Below are 16316 nucleotides of genomic sequence, written 5' to 3' on the forward strand. Positions count from 1 at the left end.
CGGGGCGCTCATTTCCCGAGCCAGCCGCCGGTAGAAAGTCGAAGCGCGTAAGACACAGGCGTGTATCATAGGAAACATGACTTCCGACGCGGCCGAGACTCACGAGAACGCCGAGCAAGACGTCATCGCCGTCGACGCCGACGACAACGAGCAGGGACTCGTCAACAGACTCGACGCCCACACCGGTGACGGCATCCGCCACCGCGCCTTTACCGCTCTGCTGTTCGACGAGGACGGGCGGATTCTGCTCGCCCAGCGGGCCGCCGACAAGCGGCTGTGGGACACCTGCTGGGACGGCACCGTCGCCTCCCACCCCGTCGAGGGCCAGACACAGGAGGAAGCGACCGAGGAGCGCCTCGAAGAGGAGCTGGGCATCACGCCGGACCAGTACGATGACCTCCGCGTGACCGACCGCTTCGAGTACAAGCGCTACTACGAGAACGCCGGTCTGGAGTGGGAGGTCTGTGCGGTGTTGCAGGCGACGCTGACCGACACGTCGCTCGACCCGAACCCCGAAGAGGTCGACGGTCTCATGTGGGTCCCCTACGAACGGCTCGACGAGCATCCGGAGTACTACCGCCAGCTGCGCCTCTGCCCGTGGTTCGAGATTGCGATGCGCCGCGACGAGGAGCGCTAGCGCGGGGACGCCGTCGCGGTCCGGTCGGACTGGCCGACGGACGGCCCGAATCCGGATAGCTGTGGATTTTGGTGGACACGAGCGACGAGTACAGACACGCGAACTCGGACCGGGGGAGCGATGAGATACGAGCTGCTGTCAGTTTAATTTTAAATCTGACCGTCACTTTTACAAAATCCGTCGAAGTATCGCTCGGTGGACAGGCTTGGTCCCTGTTCGCAAGACAACGATGACACGATTGCCACCCTTGCAGGCCGATCGGGGAATCGCCCTCCTGCTCGCGGCTTTGATGCTCATATCGCTCCCGGTGGTGGGGGCGTCTGTAGGCACTGCCGCGACAGCAGAGAGAACAGAACAGTCAGCGGACGGCTTCCAGATAAATATCACCGGAACGAACGGTCCCGTCGAGGCCGGTGACCGGCTCACGGTCACGGCGACCGTGACCAACGACGGACAGAGCAGCAAGTGGGAACAGCTAACGCTGCGAGCCGACAACGGCACTGTCGTGGACCGACAGTGGGTGTGGCTCTGGTCGGACGAAGAACGGAACGTCACCCTCTCGTGGGACACGGGTAGTGCCGCCGTCGACAGCGATTCGATCAGCGTCTCCGGCGCAGTCGACGAAGCGACGACAGACGTGACTATCTACGAGCCGGGCGACGGGCCGGAGTTCGCGGTGTCGGTCGACGATGCCGCCCTCGAATCGACCAGTGAGGGACGGGAACTCAACGTCACCGCCACCGTCAGCAACGACGGCAACGTGACCGGCACACAGACAATCCAGCTGCGCAAGGACGAGGGCACCCTCCTCGCGGTGAGTGAGGAGAGCCTCGAACCCGGCGAAGAGCGGGCAGTTACGTTCAGCGTGACACTGGACGAATCAGAGGAAATCGACACGGCAGTCGTCAAGAGCGACGACGACTCCGACAGCGCGGCGGTGACCCAGGCAGCGCCCGACCCCAGCGAGCTGGACCTACGTATCGACGAGGCGACCCTCAACTCCACCAGCAACGACGCCCGTCTTGATATCACCGCGACCATCAGCAACGATGGACCGGAGAACGTGACAGAGGAGATCCAGATTCGCGACGAGGACGAGCGGCTCATCCGGCTACGACAGGAAACGGTCGGTGGCGGAGAACAGAAGACGGTGACCTACACTGTGGCGCCTGTCGACGAGTCCGACCTGAGCACGGTCACACTCAGAACCGCGAACGCCTCCGATACCGCCGATGTGGAGTTTGACGTGCCCACTGATGATGCGGCGTTCGACCTGAGTATCGACGAAGCAGTCCTCAGCTCCACCAACAACACCGACCAGCTCACCGTCACCGCAACCATCAGCAACGATGGACCGGAGAACGTGACGGAGGAGATTCAGATTCGCAACGAGGACGAGCGCCTCATCCGGCTACGACAGGAAACAGTCGGTGCCGGAGAACAGAAGACGGTGACCTACACAGTGACACCTGTCTATGAGTCGGACTTAGACACGGTCACACTCAGAACCCCAGACGCCTCCGACACCGCCGATGTGGAGCTTGAGCAGCCCACCAGTGGGCCTGAGTTCGAGGTGGCTATCGAAGACGCCGTCGTCAACGCGACCGACGAGGGCGACCAGATCGACGTTACTGCCACTGTCAGTAACGACGGCGACGAAACCGACACTCAGAGTATCACGCTCCGCAAGGACGACGGCACGCTGCTGGCGGTGAGTGACGAAACGCTCGAACCCGGCGAAGAGCAGATGGTTGCGTTCAGCGTGACGCTGGACGAGTCGGAGGAAATCGACACGGCAGTGGTCGAGAGCCGGAACGACTCCGATAGCGCGGCGGTGACGCAGAAAGAGCCAGCTTCGTTCTCGGTGACGGTCGACAATGCAACGCTCGACACCGCCGGTGAGGGGAAGAACCTCACCGTCACTACGACTGTCGCTAACGACGGCGGCGAGACCGACACTCAGGACATCCAACTCCGCAAGGACGAGGGGACGTTGCTAGCAGTGAGTGACGAAACGCTCGAACGCGGCGAAGAGCGGACGATTACGTTCAGCGTGACACTGGACGAGTCGGAGGAAATCGACACGGCAATCGTCGAGAGCCGGAACGACTCCGATAGCGCTGCAGTGACGCAGAAAGAACCCGCGGAGTTCTCGGTGACGGTCGACGACGCGGTTCTCGAATCGACCAGTGATGGGAGAGAACTCAATGTCACGGCCACCATCGCTAACGACGGCGACGAACCGGACACCCAGAATGTCAGGCTCCGCAAGGACGACGGCACGCTCCTCGCAGTGAGCGACGATACCCTCGACCCCGGCGAAGAGCGGACGATTACGTTCAGCGTGACACTGGACGAGTCAGAGGAAATCGATACCGCCATCGTCGAGAGCGACGACGACTCCGACAGCGCCGCTGTCGAAGAGTAGACGCCAGCACGTGGCGACCGCGAGCCCGCTCGGGTGAACGCGGGCGGGCTCGCTGTCGAACGGCCCGACTGCAGCGGGCTACTCGGAGCCTGACAGGAGATTCTGTTGTGCCGACGTGCGAGAAACGCTCCCGGTGCGACTCGCCAGCGGGAGCTCTATCTCGACTGTCGTCCCGTCGCCCTCGGCAAAGGAGAGCGTCCCGCCGACGTTACGGACGACCCACTTCACCAGCCAGAGCCCGACGCCGGACCCGTGCTGTAGGGGGGTCTCCTCGCCGGCGAGGATGACGGTCCGCTCGTGGGGCGCGATACCCGGCCCGTCGTCGCTGACGCGGACGACGACGCCGCTCTCTCGAACGGTGACGGTGATATCCACGACCGGCGCCCGCTCGCTGTGTTCGACCGCGTTGTCGACGAGCTCCTCGACGGCGAGCGTCAGCGACGGCGCCCCCTCGACCAGACACTCCTCTGGGCAGGTGAGCGCGATGTCGGCGTCGGGGTGGCGAGCGCGGGCCTCCTCGACGACGGTTTCGAGCAGCTGGGGCAGGCGGATGGGGCGCGCACGCTCGCTCTCGAGGGCCTCGGAGACGCGACCGATCTTGTTGCTCCGGTCGACGATGTCGTCGACGGTCCGGACGATGCGGTCGATGCGGCCCCGTTCCTCGGGGTCGACGCTGTCGGAAAGCAGGTCGGCGTTGCCCCGGACGACGTTCATCTCGTTGCGGATGTTGTGTCTGAGCAAGCGGTTGAGCACGTCGATACGCTGGCCGCGCTGGCGGCGCCGGGTCACGTCACGCAGGCTGATGAGGTGGCCGGAGACGACGCCGTAGGAGCGGTATAGCGGCGTGATTCGCACGTCGTAGTACCGGACCGCGCCGTCCCGTTCCAGCCGGGTCTCCGTCTGGGCCCGCTCGCCGGCCTCGGGGACGGTCGCGGCGAGGTCGGGCAGCTCGGCGGCGAGTTCCCGCCCGGAGATGTCACGGGGAGACCCGGTGAAGAACGTCGTGGCAGCGGCGTTGATATCGACGAGCCGGCCCGCGCCGTCGACGATGATGACGGCGTCGTCCATCTCGGCAAAGACGGCTTCCCGCCCCAGTTCGCGCGTGACGGGGGCGACGTCGAGCAGCTGGCCCCGGAGCAGTGCCCCGGAGAGGACGACGCCCGAAATCACGTAGCCGAGACTGGTCGGGTCGAACTGCGCGGGAACCAGGTCGAAGGCGTGGACCGAGTGGCCGACCGTCGGAATCGTGATCGCGACCAGCAGGGCGAGCACCTGCCCCTGAAACCGGTCGGTCGTCCGGAGCATCATCCGGATGAGGAGGACGCCGCCGGCCAGAATCAACACGAGCATGTACGCGAGGTGACCCCACCGGGCCAGCCCCCAGACCGGCGCCAGCGTGCTGGTCTCTACACTGGTAGCGACCGTCGCACTGCGCCAGACGAGCCCGTGGGCGCCGTTTGACCACACCAGCGTGACGAAGACGGCGGGTTCGACCAGCAGGAGGGCGACCCGTCGGCGCGTGAGCCAGTGGGGGTGGCCGGTGTACTCGAGTACCGTCACGAGCCACGCGACGGGGATGATGACAGAGAGCGTGAGCTGTGTCTGCAGGAGTCGTTCCATCAGCGCCACGCCGGGGACGGCCAGTTCGAGCCCGTGTGCGACGGCCCAGAGACTCGCGGCGATGACGAAGGTCGCGAGCGGGCCGGCGCCCGGCCGGTCGCGGTGGAGCCAGACCAGAACGGCCACGCCCATCCCGACGACGGCGGCCAGCAGGACCACCGACAGGGGCGACGGGAACATTTGTATCGACGGTGGGTAGACGGTAATATAAACGTTCGCGGCCGAGTATCGACTCCGATACTACGACCGGCGCGAGCGCAGCGCCGACCACACCGCGACGGCCCCGAGCAGGAACGCCGGGACCAGCGGCAACGCGAGGTACGCGGCCCGGAGTGTCAGCCCGAGCGAGCGCACGAGGTCCTGAGCGGCCGGGAGCAGGAGGATAGCGATCGGGATGACCAGAAAGCCCAGCACGATCATCCCGACGAGCACCCACCCCTCCCGGCCGAACGCCTCGCTGGTTTCGGCCTGACGGGGCGGTTCGCCGCTGGGCCGGTGGACGTACCCACCGTCGTCGGGCTCGGCTGTCTCCGCGTCGTCGCGACCGTCGCTACCCATCGAACGCACCGGCCGTGACGACCGATTGCTGGGCCGCGCGTCCCGCGGAACGCCCGATACTGGGGCCGGCGGTCTGAACTGCCTGCATGGCTCACCGTCGGGTCAGCGGCCGCAAAACACTGGCGGTCGGCCGGGAGAATCACTCGACCGGCTCGGGTCGGCCTGTCCGGACGACCGAGCCCGGTCAGGCTTCGGTTAGCGGCTTCGGCCGATTGATTTCGAGGTGGCTGACGCGATGGCCGTGCTCGTGTTCGTGGTCCTCGAGCTCCCCGGTTGCGGTGGTGGCCGACGTGTACAGCCCCTCGAACGGGCACTCGTGACACACCACGTGGTACACCCCTTCCATAGCTGATTTCTCTCGGGACCGTAACATAAATTTTCTCATGGCTTGAGTACAACTATCACACCCAGCGTCGCAACTTACAGCAGGGGGAACCGTTTAGCGGGCGTGGGCCGATGTGGCGACATGGTCGATTTCCAGTCCCGCGATACGCGCCGTGGACCCGTAAGCGACGAGGAGACGGCGGAGTCCGACACCGAATCGTCGACGTCCGGGGACGGCTCGACCGGTGGGACGGACGAAGCGAGCGACACAGAGACCGTGGACGAGACAGCCGAGGGCGACGAGCCGGTCCCGGCGGCGACTGACACCGGCACGGACGAGCCGGCGGAGACCGGGACCACAGAGGTCGACGAACCGGCGGAGGCCGAGACCACAGAGGTCGACGAACCGGCGGAGGCCGAGACCACAGAGGTCGACGAACCGGCGGAGGCCGACGCGACCGGTGACCGACAGTCGGTCTTCGGCACGGCGCCCGCCGCGTCGACGGCAGCCACACCGACGCTTTCTATCGACGTGGCCGTGGTCGTCGTCGGGACGGAGACCGGGCACGTCACAGACACCGTGACGACGGCTGTCAGGTCGGCCGGCCACGACGTCGCCGCGTGCGAGCGCCTGCGTGGCGGGTACGACGCCGTCCAGCAGATGGTCGAGTCGCTCGTCGGGCGCGAAGACGTGGACGCGGTCGTCACCGTCGGCGGCGTCGGGGTCGCGCCGGACGAGTCGACCATCGAGGCGGTCCACCCGCTGCTCTCGAAGGCGCTGCCCGGCTTCGGCGAGGCGTTCCGGTCGTTACTGTCCGAGCGTCTCGGCACCGGTATCGTCGCCGTCCGGTCGACGGCCGGCGTCACCGACGGGACGCTCGTGTTCTGTCTGCCCGGCGACGAGGCGGCAGCGGAGCTGGCCGTCTCGGAGATTCTGGCCAGCGAAGCGCCCGAACTCGTCGCGCAGCTCCGGGACTGACCGCGCCCAGAGCCGCCACCCGGGGGGAACCGACCGCGCCGGCGACCCGCTCGACACCGCCGTTTTCCCGCTGGCGTGCCAACCAACGGTATGGAAAACATCGATGTTCAGGGAGCGTCGGTCCCCGCACTCGGCCTCGGAACCTGGCAGCTCACCGGGCCGACCTGTCGCGAGACGGTCAGGGACGCCGTCGAGATGGGGTATCGCCACGTCGACACCGCACAGGCCTACGGCAACGAGCGCCAGGTCGGGCTGGGTATCGAGGCCGCCGAGGTGGACCGCGAGGACGTGTTCCTCGTGACGAAACTCGACGGGAGCAACCGCGACGCCGCGAGCGTCCGGCGGTCGACCCGCGAGAGCCTGCACAAGCTGGGTACCGACTACCTCGACTGCCTGCTCATCCACTGGCCCAACAAGCCCTGGACGGCGCCCCTCGAAGAGACGCTGGGGGCGATGAACGACCTCGTGGACGAGGGACTTGTCGAGCATATCGGTGTGAGCAACTTCTCGCCGTCGCGTCTCGACCGGGCCCGCGAACACTCCGCGGCCCCTATCCTCACCGACCAGGTCCAGTACCACCCCTACTGGGACCAGCGGAAGCTGCTCGACTACTGCCGTATCCACGACGTCCTGCTGACGGCCTACAGCCCGCTGGCCCGCGGCGGCGTGCTCGACGACCCCGCGCTGGTCACCATCGGGAACCGCTACGGCAAGTCCCCCGCACAGGTCGCCCTGCGCTGGCTCGTCCAGCAGGACGGCGTCGCGGCCATCCCGAAAGCCTCCAGTCGGGAGCATCTGGAAGCGAACATGGCTGTCTTCGACTTCGAGCTGACCGACGACGAGATGGCGTGGATTCGCGACCCCTCGAAGGTCAAGACCGGCGTCCAGTTCGTGCGGTCCCAGCTCCCGTTCTGAGCGGCTCGGACCCCCCTATCGAGTGAATTTTGCACGCGGGAACCCAACAGCCGGTATGGTGACCCCGCTTGCCGACGGCGTGTGGTGGTACGACCTCCGTGGAACCAACGCCTATCTCGTCGACGACGACGGGACGCTGACGCTGGTCGACACCGGGATGCGCTTTCACGCCAGTGCACTCATCGGCGGCCTCCGTGAGGCAGGGTTCGAGCTGCGTGACCTCGACCGGATTCTCCTGACGCACTACGATATGGACCACGTCGGCGGGCTCGGGGCCTTCGACGGCGTTGACCTGACTATCCACGTCGGCGCGGCGGACGCCCCCCTCGTCACCGGCGAGCAGAAACCGCCGCTGTCGAACCACAAGGGGCTGATACAGCGCGTCGGCCGGCTGCTGACTTCGGTCCCGGACAACCCGGTCGAGCCGGTCGAGGACGGCGATTCCGTGGGCACGTTCACCGTCTACGGGACGCCGGGCCACACGCCGGGTCACGTCTGTTACGTCAGCGAAGCGCTGTCGACGGCCCTCCTCGGCGACCTCGTCCTCGAACGGGGCGGCACCGTCTATCCGTCGCCGTGGCTGTTGAGCTACGACGCCGACGCCGTCGAAGCGAGCGTCCGGTCGCTGGCCGAGCGGGCCCCGGCGTTCGAGGTGGCCGCGATGGGCCACGGCGTCCCGTTCGAGGAGGGCGGAAGCCGGCGGCTGGCCAGTGTCGTCGAGACGCTGTGAAAAGCCGCCGGACGCTACAGTTCCTCGGCGACCGCGTCGGGCCCCAGCAGGTTCGGGTCGACGACGAGGTCGGTCTGTCGGCTGGCGAAGTCGGGCAGGGACCCCTCCGCGTAGACGACGACGCGCAGGTCGGGGTTGAGGTCCTTCGCGACGGAGATAGAGGTCGCCTGGGCCATCTCCGTCAGCAGGTACACCTCGGCGTCGTGGATACCGGCCTCTTCGAGCCCCGGTCGGTTGCCGACGTCGGCGACGGTGACCGCGTGACCCTCGGCCGCCAGTGCCTCGCGCATCCGTTCGGGGTCGTCCCCGACGACGATGACGTCCATCGTCACTCGTACTCGATGGTCGCGGGCGGTTTGTGGGTCACGTCGTAGACCACGCGTGCGACGTTCTCGTGGGCACCCGTGATACGGCTCTGCATCCGCTGGAGCGTGTCCCAGTCGAGTTCCTGAGCGCGGGCGGTCATCCCGTCGCGGGACTCGACGGAGCGGACGGCGACGACCCAGCCGTGGACGCGGTTGTCGCCCTTGACGCCGGTGGCCTTGCCGATGACGGCGGCCAGCGCCTGCCACGGCTCGTACTCTTCGAGTTCTTCCTCGACGACGTGGTTGGCCTCCCGAGCGACGTCCAGCTTCTCCTCGGTGACTTCGCCGATGATCCGGACGGCGAGCCCGGGACCGGGGAACGGCATGCGCTCGGAGATTATCTCTTCGAGGTCGAGCGCGCGAGCGACCTCGCGGACCTCGTCCTTGTACAGATCGCGCATCGGTTCGACGATGCCGTCGAAGTCGATGCGTTCGGGGAGCCCGCCGACGTTGTGGTGGGACTTGATGGTCCCCTCGCTCTCGATGCGGTCCGGGTAGATGGTCCCCTGGACGAGGTAGTCCGCGTCGACCTCGCGGGCGACCGTCTCGAACTCCCGGATGAACTGCTCGCCGATGATGTGGCGTTTCTCCTCGGGGTCGGTCTCGCCACCGAGCTCTTCGAGGAATCGGTCCTTCGCGTCGACGATTCGGAGGCTCTCCATGTAGTCGAACGTCTCGCGGATCTCGTCGGTCTCGCCTTTCCGCATGAGCCCGGTGTCGACGTACACCGCGGTCAGCTGGTCGCCGATGGCCTCGTAGGCGAGCGCGGCCGCCGTGGACGAGTCGACGCCGCCGGAGAGGCCGATGACGGCGTTCTTATCGCCCACTTCGTCGGCTATCTCCGCGACCTTCTCGTCGATGAACTCCTCGACGTCGACCATCAGTGGCTCACCTCCTTGGTCCCCGCACCGTCAGGGGCGTGCGGTTCGTCGCTGACGACGGCATCCAGCAGGCCGACGAACGGCGGGCTGGCGCGGGTGGGACGGGAGCGAAACTCCGGGTGGAACTGCGTCCCGATGAAGTAGGGGTGCTCCTCGGCTGCGAGTTCGAGTATCTCCATACGGTTGCCAGAGCGCCCGGAGAACTTGAGGCCGGCGTCTTCCAGTTCCTCGAAGTACTCGGGGTTGACCTCGTAGCGGTGGCGGTGTCGCTCCGTACAGGAGTCGCCGCCGTACAGCTCGGCCGCCAGCGTCCCCGGGTCGATGTCGGTCTCGTGGGCGCCCAGCCGCATCGTCCCGCCCATGTCCTCGATCTCGTACTGCTCGGGGAGGATGTCGATGACTGGGTGTGGCGTGTCCTCGTCGAGTTCCGCGGAGTGAGCGCCCTCGAGTCCGAGGACGTTCCGGGCGTACTCGATGACCGCGAGCTGAAAGCCCAGACAGAGCCCCAGATACGGGACGTCGTTCTCGCGGGCGTACCGGATGGCGTCGATTTTGCCCTGTGTCCCGCGGTTGCCGAAGCCGCCGGGGACGACGATGGCGTCGGCCTCGCGCATCCGGTCGGCGTGGTGGTCCGGCATCTTCTCGGAGTTGACCCAGTGGACGTTGACGTCGACGTTCTTCTCCAGCCCGGCGTGTTTCAGCGCCTCGTGGACGGACATGTAGGCGTCTTCGAGGTCGTACTTGCCCACGAGCGCGACGTCGACCTCGCCCTGGGTCTGCTGGGTGACGAGTTCGCGCCAGCGGTTCTCGCGTTCGTCCTCGGGGAGGGCCTCTTCTTTGATGTCCAGCCGCTCCATGACGTACTCGTCGAGCCCCTCTTCCTCGACCATCAGCGGGACGTGGTAGATGTCGTCCACGTCGGGGTTCGAGAACACCGCGTCCGTGGGGACGTCACAGAACAGGGCGATTTTCTCCTTGGTGTCGATGTCGAGCTTGTCCGAACAGCGCCCGACCAGCACGTCCGGCTGGAGGCCGATAGAGCGCAGTTCCTTGACCGAGTGTTGGGTCGGTTTGGTCTTCTGTTCGCCGTTTTTCGAGTACGGGACGAGCGTGACGTGGGTGAAGAGAATGTCGTCCTCGTCTTCCTCGTGAGCGAACTGGCGAAGGGCTTCCAGAAACGGCATCCCCTCGATGTCACCGACGGTCCCCCCGACCTCGATGATACAGACGTCGTTGCCCTCGGCGGCCTCCCGTATCCGTCGCTTGATGTCGTCGGTGATGTGCGGGATAATCTGTACGGTGCGGCCGAGGTAGTCGCCGGCGCGCTCCTTCTCGATGACGTGCTGGTAGGTCTTCCCCGTGGTGACGTTGTGGTCGAACGTCATGTCGATGTCGAGGAAGCGCTCGTAGTTCCCCAGGTCGAGGTCGACCTCACCGCCGTCCTTGAGGACGTACACCTCGCCGTGCTGGAAGGGGTTCATCGTACCGGCGTCGACGTTGAGATACGGGTCGATCTTGACCGCGGTCACGTCGAACCCGGCGTTCTTGAGAAGGCGGCCCGTGCTGGCGGCGGTGATGCCCTTTCCCAGACCTGACATCACGCCACCGGTGACGAAGATGAACTTGCGACCCAGTTCCGGGTCGTAGTCCGTTTCGGGTTCGGTCGGCATACTGTCGGTGAATCCCGTGCCCTCAAAACGGTTTCGGAGCACGCCATCTTCGCCACTCGCTCGCACTGTCGGCCGTGGTGTCGCCTAGCTACTGCGCCCGCTTGCGGCCGCCCGGTCGCAACACCCGCGAGAGCAGCCCCGGTTGCTTCGCCGTCGGGTCGTATCGGAGATACGCCAGCAACACCTCCCCACGATCGGTCAGGCGCACCAGTTTCGTGTCCTCGTCGTGGACCAGCACCCCGGCTTCCACCAGTCGGGGAATGTGTGTCTGGTACAGCGAGACGTACACCGTCTTTCGTTCCTTCACGCCGGCGTCGTCCCCGTGCTCTCCGCCGGCGAGCTCGTTCGTGATGTCGCCGACGGTCGCTTCCCCGCCGGCCCGGTCGAGCGTGCGGAGCAGTTCCCGCCGCCGGTGCATCGCGAGGAGCGTGAAGATCTCGTCTTCGGACAGTCCTGACCCGCTCGTGTCTGCGATTTTGGCTTTTTTGTCCACTACGACTCCTCATTTGTTATATCAAGCCACCGATTATCAGTGTTCTTTCCATGTACTGGTCGTTTGGAGCTCACAGGTCCGGACCGCCGGCGCACTCAAGCGCTCTGGGCCAGGGTACGGGTGACCGCGACCAGCGCCGCGAGCGCCAGCGCCGAGAACACGGCATCGCCGGTCGCCGCACCGATGGCGAGAAACAGGACGAGCCCGGCGAGAAAGCCGGCGACGAGCGAGAGCGCCCCGTGGCTGGCGCGCCGGACGACCGGTCCGGGACTTGCCGTGGACATGTATCGCTATTGTGCGCTATAGAGAATAAATATACGCCCGGCAGCTGCCGGCCGGTTCAGTTCGCCAGCGGCTGGGAGATAATCCACAGCGAACAGACGGTGTAGCCGACCATGACGACGGCGAGGGGCGCGTGCGCTCGACGGCCGGCGGAGACGCCATACCGGCGAACGGCGGCGGCGTGGGCGGCCGCGACGGCGACGAGGTGGCCGCCGACGACTAGCAGTACCTGTGAGCCCCAGAACACGGACACCGAGAGCCCGGCGACGGGGTCGACAGCGAGCAGGCCGGCGGTCGACAGTTCGAGGAGTCGGCCGAGGTTCCGGAGGACGAACGGGTAGGTGTGGGCCACCTCGTAGGCCGCGGCGATGGGGAGCAACGAGGCGGCAAAGGCCGTCGGCCCGGCTTCGTCGCCGGCGCGGCCCGCGAGCGCCACGGCGAGCCAGTACCCGCCCAGAAACAGGCCAAAGCCGACGAGATACAGCGCGACTGCGGCGGGGACCGGTCCGGCGAGCCCCCGCGTCGCGGCCAGCAGGCTCTGGAACGCGGTGGTTTCCGCCAGCCCGTCGAAGCTCACGGTGTACAGCGCCAACACGACGAACGCGGCGGTCGAGACGCTCCGGACCGAACGGGTACAGCTCCGCCACGGGGCCCGTAACGCGACGCGGTAGCCGCCGGCCTCGCGGCCGACCGACAGCGGCGCGACCAGTCCGAGCAGGCGGTACAGCACTGCCAGCGCGTCGGCCCGGCGGAGCCACGCCGGCCCGAACGCGAGCGCCCCGAGCAGCATCACCAGGGCGTACCCGGCGACCAGCACCGCCGTGAGTCGCGGCGAGCGCGGGAGCGTCGTGAGGTTCTCGGCGACGCCGACCACGAGGGCAAAACCCGCGACTGCGGGCCACTCCCCCAGCCACTCGGGGTACGTCCCGAGGAGTCGCGGCGGTGCCCCCTCCAGTCGAGTGAGGCCCCGATAGACGGTCTCCCAGGGCGAGACGACGGGCCACGGGCTCCCGACGACGACGGCGAGCAGCCCGATTCCCTTCAGCCAGACCGGCCAGAAGAGGACCGTCGCGACGTTCGCCGACCGTATCTGGGGGCCGACCACTCCGAAGGCGAGCACGGCGACGAGCGCCACCAGTCCGAGGGCCCTCCCGACGTTTTCGAGCGCCCGGGCGAGCCAGACCGGGACCGTCACCGAGGGCGGGGCGGCGGTCCCTTCGCCGGCGTCGCCCGTCCGGTCGCCGACGGCCAGCCAGACGGCCGTGAGCGCGACCGTCCCGCCGGCCCCGGTGTACAGCAGCCACAGCGGAATCGGGGCCGCGGCGGCGCTGCCGACTGCCCCGTGTGCGCTCGCGACGCCGGCAGACGCCGACAGCCACAGCGCCGTCACGGCGACTCCGAGCGGGCGCAGCCAGCGACGGTCGTCCATACCGGAACTGACGCCCCGGCCCGAAAGTACGTTCCGCTCTCTGTCCACGGGCTTATGGTCGCTGACGACCGAGCACCGGCAATGCGAGGCCGAACGGCGCTCGTGGCACTGCTGTGTTGCGGGGCGCTCGCCGGAGTCGTGGTCGCCGGGCTCGCGGCCGAAAGCGGCGCGCTCACGCAGACGTGGGTCAGTGACACCCCCCGCGACAACGAGGTGAACCACCACGCCGTCGGGGTCGGGCCGCGCGGCGAGGTCGTCGTCGCGCCCGTCACCGCCGTGCCGGCGGACGGGAAAACCCTCGGCCCCACGGACTGTTCGCTCGTCCGGCTCCGGCCCAGCGACGGCGCGGTCCAGTGGCGCTGGAGCGTCCCCGGCGAGGACTGTTTCTCCCACGCGCTCACCCAGCCGGCCGTCGCCGACATCGACGCCGACCCCGGACTGGAGCTCGCCGTCGGCACGACGCAGGACGCGCTGGTCGTCCTCGACGCGGCGTCGGGCCGAGAGGAGTGGCGGCTCCCGCTGTCGACGTACGGCTACGGCCAGCCCGCGGTCGGGAACCTCACCGGCGACGCCCGCCCGGAAATCGTCGTCAGCGACATCGACGGCGGGCTCCTCGTCGCTCACGGCGACGGGACGGTGGCGTGGCGAGCCGAGACGAACACCACGGTGTGGGCCCGGCCGCGCCTGGCCGACACCGACGGCGACGGCGAGAGCGAGGTCGTGGTAGGTGGCAACAACAACGTCAGCGTCTACGGGAGCGCTGGGAGCAAACAGTGGGACACCGAGGTCTCGGCGAAGACGCTCGCCGTCGGTGACGGCACCGTCCTCACGGGCGATACGCGCCAGCTCGTGGCGCTCGACGGCGCGACCGGCGAGCGGGTCTGGGAGCGACGCCTCGACGGCACGCCGCGCATCCACGACGTGGGCGACGCCGACGGCGATGGCCGCACGGAGGTGTACGCGACCGTCTCCGGGCAGGTGCTCGCCATCGAGACGGCCGACGGCGATATCGACTGGCGTACCGACCTCGGGGGGGCCGAGCGCCAGTCTTCGTTCGCGCCCGTCCTCGGGGACGTCGACGGCGACGGCACCGAGGACGTAGTCGCCGTCGCGAACGACGGCACCGTCGCGGTGCTCGCCCCCGACACCGGCGAGGAGCGGGCCGCCTACGAGCGGGCGGTCCCCATCTGGACGTTCGCCACGACGGCGGACACCGACGGCGACGGCGACGACGAGGTGTTCGTCAGGTACGGCGACGGACGCGTCGTCGCCCTCGACTGGGTCGACGGCGAGTTCACGGTCGCCGGCTGAGAAACGCGGCGACCAGTCGCCCCATCCGGTCGCGGGCCAGCCGGAACTGGTGGGTCGCGGGGAGTGTCTCGACCGGGTGGTCCAGCGCGCCGGCGCGGTCGACCACCGGCGTGGGGTCCACGGCGGTGTCCCGGTCGCCGACGACGACCTGTACCGGGCAGTCGACGGCCCCGAGCGCGTCGGCCGCGTCGGCCGGCGGCGCGAGAACCGAACACGCGGCGGGCCCGGCCTCGGCGGCGGTCCGGAGCGCCACGACGGCCCCGAAGCTGTAGCCGAACAGCCCGACGCGGTCGAACCGGTCGTTGGCCCACGAGAGCGCGTTCTCGGCGTCAGTGGTACACAGCGCCGGCCCGCGGGCGTCGTCCCAGGGGCCGTAGTCGAACCGGAGACAGGCCACCTCGCGGCCCAGCGCGTCGCTCACCGCCCGGAGTCTGGGGTCCGACCGGGAGCCACCCGCCCGGGGGTCCGGCGGGCAGGCGACGACGACGCTGTCGGCATCGGCTCGGTCGAGTCGCCCCGCCACGTCCCGCCCGCCGGGGATTAGCACCGGCTCGCTCATGACTGGACTGTCGGCGACGGAGGGCCTGTATCTGTCGCCGGAGTCGCCGACGGTCTCCGGCTCGGACCGTCGCCGCCGACGGGCCCTCGTCGATGGCTCTGGCTCCACCTGCTCGGCGGGAGATGAGCGCACACCCTGAAAGAAGTTTAAGGTCAGGGAACCGAACTGTGGGGTATGGGAATCCTCTCGCGTGCGTCGTACGTCATCCGGTCGAAGGTGAACGCGGTGCTGAACCGGTCGGAAGACCCGACCGAGACGCTTGACTACAGCTACGAGCAGCTCCGCGACGAGCTTCAGGACGTGAAACAGGGTATCGCCGACCTGACGACCCAGAAGAAACGCCTGCAGATACAGAAACGCAGGCTGGAGGAGAACGTCGAGAAGCACAACGACCAGGCCCGCCAGGCCGTCGAGCAGGACCGCGACGACCTCGCGCGGCAGGCCCTGGAGAAGAAAAAACAGAAGATGAGCCAGATAGAGGAGCTCGAGGGCCAGATAAGCCAGCTCCAGCGCCAGCAGGACCAGCTCGTAGAGCAGAAAGACGAGCTCCAGCGCCAGATAGAGCAGTTCCGCACCAAAAAGGAGACGATGAAGGCCCGTCACGAGGCCGCCAAGGCCTCCGCGCGGGTCAACGAGGCCATGACCGGTGCCGGCGACGAGATGGAGGACGTGAGCCGGGCCATCGAGCGCGCCGAGGAGCGGACCGAGGATATGGAGGCCCGTGCACAGGCCATGGACGAGCTCCGCGAGAACGGCGCACTGGAGAACCAGCTCGACGACCGGAGCTCGCTGGAGAAGGAGCTCGACGCGGTCCAGCAGGACGGCGAGGTCGACGCCGAGCTGGATACGCTGAAATCGGAGATGGGGAAAGAAGAGGAGCCGACGGCCAACGGCGGCGACGAGGCCGCCGAGACCGAACTGGAACAGGAACTGGAGGACGACACCGTCAGCGACGTCGAGGTCGACGACAGCGAGGTCGAGGCCGAGCTGGACGAGCTGAAAGACGAGGAGTAGCGAGGTCGCGAACGGAGTGAGCGACCTCGGACGGCGAGCGGGGAACGGAGTGAGGCCCCGTCCCGGAACGGGGAGCAGTAGCGTAACGGGAACAGGGAGACAGTCACCGCTGTGGCGACGC

17 protein-coding genes are annotated in these 16316 nt (G+C 67.7%); 7 read left to right on the top strand and 10 right to left on the bottom strand.

All coding sequences use genetic code 11. The features are described 5' to 3' along the window. The first annotated feature begins 76 nt into the window (after nt 1-76). Nucleotides 77-637: an isopentenyl-diphosphate Delta-isomerase gene (idi, locus tag NDI56_RS09485; protein WP_310919228.1), complete on the top strand. Its 561-nt coding sequence runs from the start codon at nt 77-79 to the stop codon at nt 635-637. Between the two features lie 229 nt (nt 638-866). Then, on the top strand, nt 867-3065 hold the full coding sequence (locus tag NDI56_RS09490) for a COG1361 family protein (RefSeq protein ID WP_310919229.1): 2199 nt from the start codon (nt 867-869) through the stop codon (nt 3063-3065). A gap of 78 nt (nt 3066-3143) precedes the next feature. Here the strand turns inward: NDI56_RS09490 and NDI56_RS09495 are convergent, their stop codons facing one another. The 3 genes from NDI56_RS09495 to NDI56_RS09505 all read right to left on the bottom strand — a co-directional run bounded on the left by NDI56_RS09495 (nt 3144) and on the right by NDI56_RS09505 (nt 5589). Continuing rightward, nucleotides 3144-4865 (bottom strand): histidine kinase N-terminal 7TM domain-containing protein, encoded by a 1722-nt coding sequence (locus tag NDI56_RS09495; RefSeq protein ID WP_310919230.1) that lies wholly within the window; start codon nt 4863-4865, stop codon nt 3144-3146. Nucleotides 4866-4925: 60 nt separating this feature from the next. Then, on the bottom strand, nt 4926-5243 hold the full coding sequence (locus NDI56_RS09500) for a DUF7977 family protein (RefSeq protein ID WP_310919231.1): 318 nt from the start codon (nt 5241-5243) through the stop codon (nt 4926-4928). A 184-nt stretch (nt 5244-5427) separates the two neighbouring features. Next, nucleotides 5428-5589, bottom strand: coding sequence for a DUF7542 family protein (locus tag NDI56_RS09505; RefSeq protein WP_310919232.1), 162 nt, complete (start codon nt 5587-5589; stop codon nt 5428-5430). A gap of 120 nt (nt 5590-5709) precedes the next feature. On the opposite strand from NDI56_RS09505, the gene NDI56_RS09510 reads away from it, so the two are divergent. The 3 genes from NDI56_RS09510 (at nt 5710) to NDI56_RS09520 (ending at nt 8191) form a co-directional block, all read left to right on the top strand. Next, complete coding sequence (locus NDI56_RS09510) at nt 5710-6546, top strand: molybdopterin-binding protein (RefSeq protein ID WP_310919233.1); 837 nt, start codon at nt 5710-5712, stop codon at nt 6544-6546. A 90-nt stretch (nt 6547-6636) separates the two neighbouring features. Next, a complete protein-coding gene (locus tag NDI56_RS09515; protein WP_310919234.1) occupies nt 6637-7461 on the top strand; it encodes an aldo/keto reductase in 825 nt (274 codons plus the stop codon). A 55-nt stretch (nt 7462-7516) separates the two neighbouring features. After that, entirely contained in the window at nt 7517-8191 is a 675-nt protein-coding gene (locus NDI56_RS09520) for an MBL fold metallo-hydrolase (RefSeq protein ID WP_310919235.1), read from the top strand. A 14-nt stretch (nt 8192-8205) separates the two neighbouring features. On the opposite strand, the gene NDI56_RS09525 is transcribed toward NDI56_RS09520, so the two are convergent. From NDI56_RS09525 to NDI56_RS09550, 6 genes are all read right to left on the bottom strand, one after another. Then, a complete protein-coding gene (locus NDI56_RS09525) occupies nt 8206-8517 on the bottom strand; it encodes a DUF7126 family protein (RefSeq protein WP_310919236.1) in 312 nt (103 codons plus the stop codon). Nucleotides 8518-8519: 2 nt separating this feature from the next. Beyond that, complete coding sequence (gene guaA, locus NDI56_RS09530; protein WP_310919237.1) at nt 8520-9437, bottom strand: glutamine-hydrolyzing GMP synthase; 918 nt, start codon at nt 9435-9437, stop codon at nt 8520-8522. Beyond that, a complete protein-coding gene (gene pyrG, locus NDI56_RS09535) occupies nt 9437-11107 on the bottom strand; it encodes a glutamine hydrolyzing CTP synthase (RefSeq protein WP_310919238.1) in 1671 nt (556 codons plus the stop codon). The genes guaA and pyrG overlap by 1 nt, the downstream gene beginning before the upstream one ends. Nucleotides 11108-11195: 88 nt before the next feature. After that, on the bottom strand, nt 11196-11600 hold the full coding sequence (locus NDI56_RS09540; protein ID WP_310919239.1) for a DUF7344 domain-containing protein: 405 nt from the start codon (nt 11598-11600) through the stop codon (nt 11196-11198). Between the two features lie 95 nt (nt 11601-11695). Then, entirely contained in the window at nt 11696-11884 is a 189-nt protein-coding gene (locus NDI56_RS09545; protein WP_310919240.1) for a hypothetical protein, read from the bottom strand. Nucleotides 11885-11940: 56 nt separating this feature from the next. Further along, nucleotides 11941-13311, bottom strand: a complete 1371-nt coding sequence (locus NDI56_RS09550; protein WP_310919241.1) for a hypothetical protein — start codon at nt 13309-13311, stop codon at nt 11941-11943. An 81-nt stretch (nt 13312-13392) separates the two neighbouring features. On the opposite strand from NDI56_RS09550, the gene NDI56_RS09555 reads away from it, so the two are divergent. Continuing rightward, nucleotides 13393-14622: an outer membrane protein assembly factor BamB family protein gene (locus tag NDI56_RS09555; protein WP_310919243.1), complete on the top strand. Its 1230-nt coding sequence runs from the start codon at nt 13393-13395 to the stop codon at nt 14620-14622. Here NDI56_RS09555 and NDI56_RS09560 read toward each other — a convergent pair. Then, nucleotides 14606-15181 (bottom strand): alpha/beta hydrolase, encoded by a 576-nt coding sequence (locus tag NDI56_RS09560; protein WP_310919636.1) that lies wholly within the window; start codon nt 15179-15181, stop codon nt 14606-14608. The genes NDI56_RS09555 and NDI56_RS09560 overlap by 17 nt on opposite strands. 174 nt (nt 15182-15355) lie before the next feature. On the opposite strand from NDI56_RS09560, the gene NDI56_RS09565 reads away from it, so the two are divergent. Beyond that, nucleotides 15356-16195, top strand: coding sequence for a PspA/IM30 family protein (locus tag NDI56_RS09565; protein WP_310919245.1), 840 nt, complete (start codon nt 15356-15358; stop codon nt 16193-16195). Nucleotides 16196-16316: the final 121 nt, after the last annotated feature.

The organism is Halomicroarcula saliterrae (assembly GCF_031624395.1).
Classification (GTDB): domain Archaea; phylum Halobacteriota; class Halobacteria; order Halobacteriales; family Haloarculaceae; genus Haloarcula; species Haloarcula saliterrae.

Excerpts from the sequence above, each read along its gene's own strand:
- idi (WP_310919228.1), top strand. The coding sequence starts at position 77 with ATGACTTCCGACGCGGCCGAGACTCACGAGAACGCCGAGCAAGACGTC.
- NDI56_RS09490 (WP_310919229.1), top strand. The coding sequence starts at position 867 with ATGACACGATTGCCACCCTTGCAGGCCGATCGGGGAATCGCCCTCCTG.
- NDI56_RS09495 (WP_310919230.1), bottom strand. The coding sequence starts at position 4,865 with ATGTTCCCGTCGCCCCTGTCGGTGGTCCTGCTGGCCGCCGTCGTCGGG.
- NDI56_RS09500 (WP_310919231.1), bottom strand. The coding sequence starts at position 5,243 with ATGGGTAGCGACGGTCGCGACGACGCGGAGACAGCCGAGCCCGACGAC.
- NDI56_RS09505 (WP_310919232.1), bottom strand. The coding sequence starts at position 5,589 with ATGGAAGGGGTGTACCACGTGGTGTGTCACGAGTGCCCGTTCGAGGGG.
- NDI56_RS09510 (WP_310919233.1), top strand. The coding sequence starts at position 5,710 with ATGGTCGATTTCCAGTCCCGCGATACGCGCCGTGGACCCGTAAGCGAC.
- NDI56_RS09515 (WP_310919234.1), top strand. The coding sequence starts at position 6,637 with ATGGAAAACATCGATGTTCAGGGAGCGTCGGTCCCCGCACTCGGCCTC.
- NDI56_RS09520 (WP_310919235.1), top strand. The coding sequence starts at position 7,517 with ATGGTGACCCCGCTTGCCGACGGCGTGTGGTGGTACGACCTCCGTGGA.
- NDI56_RS09525 (WP_310919236.1), bottom strand. The coding sequence starts at position 8,517 with ATGGACGTCATCGTCGTCGGGGACGACCCCGAACGGATGCGCGAGGCA.
- guaA (WP_310919237.1), bottom strand. The coding sequence starts at position 9,437 with ATGGTCGACGTCGAGGAGTTCATCGACGAGAAGGTCGCGGAGATAGCC.
- pyrG (WP_310919238.1), bottom strand. The coding sequence starts at position 11,107 with ATGCCGACCGAACCCGAAACGGACTACGACCCGGAACTGGGTCGCAAG.
- NDI56_RS09545 (WP_310919240.1), bottom strand. The coding sequence starts at position 11,884 with ATGTCCACGGCAAGTCCCGGACCGGTCGTCCGGCGCGCCAGCCACGGG.
- NDI56_RS09550 (WP_310919241.1), bottom strand. The coding sequence starts at position 13,311 with ATGGACGACCGTCGCTGGCTGCGCCCGCTCGGAGTCGCCGTGACGGCG.
- NDI56_RS09555 (WP_310919243.1), top strand. The coding sequence starts at position 13,393 with ATGCGAGGCCGAACGGCGCTCGTGGCACTGCTGTGTTGCGGGGCGCTC.
- NDI56_RS09560 (WP_310919636.1), bottom strand. The coding sequence starts at position 15,181 with ATGAGCGAGCCGGTGCTAATCCCCGGCGGGCGGGACGTGGCGGGGCGA.
- NDI56_RS09565 (WP_310919245.1), top strand. The coding sequence starts at position 15,356 with ATGGGAATCCTCTCGCGTGCGTCGTACGTCATCCGGTCGAAGGTGAAC.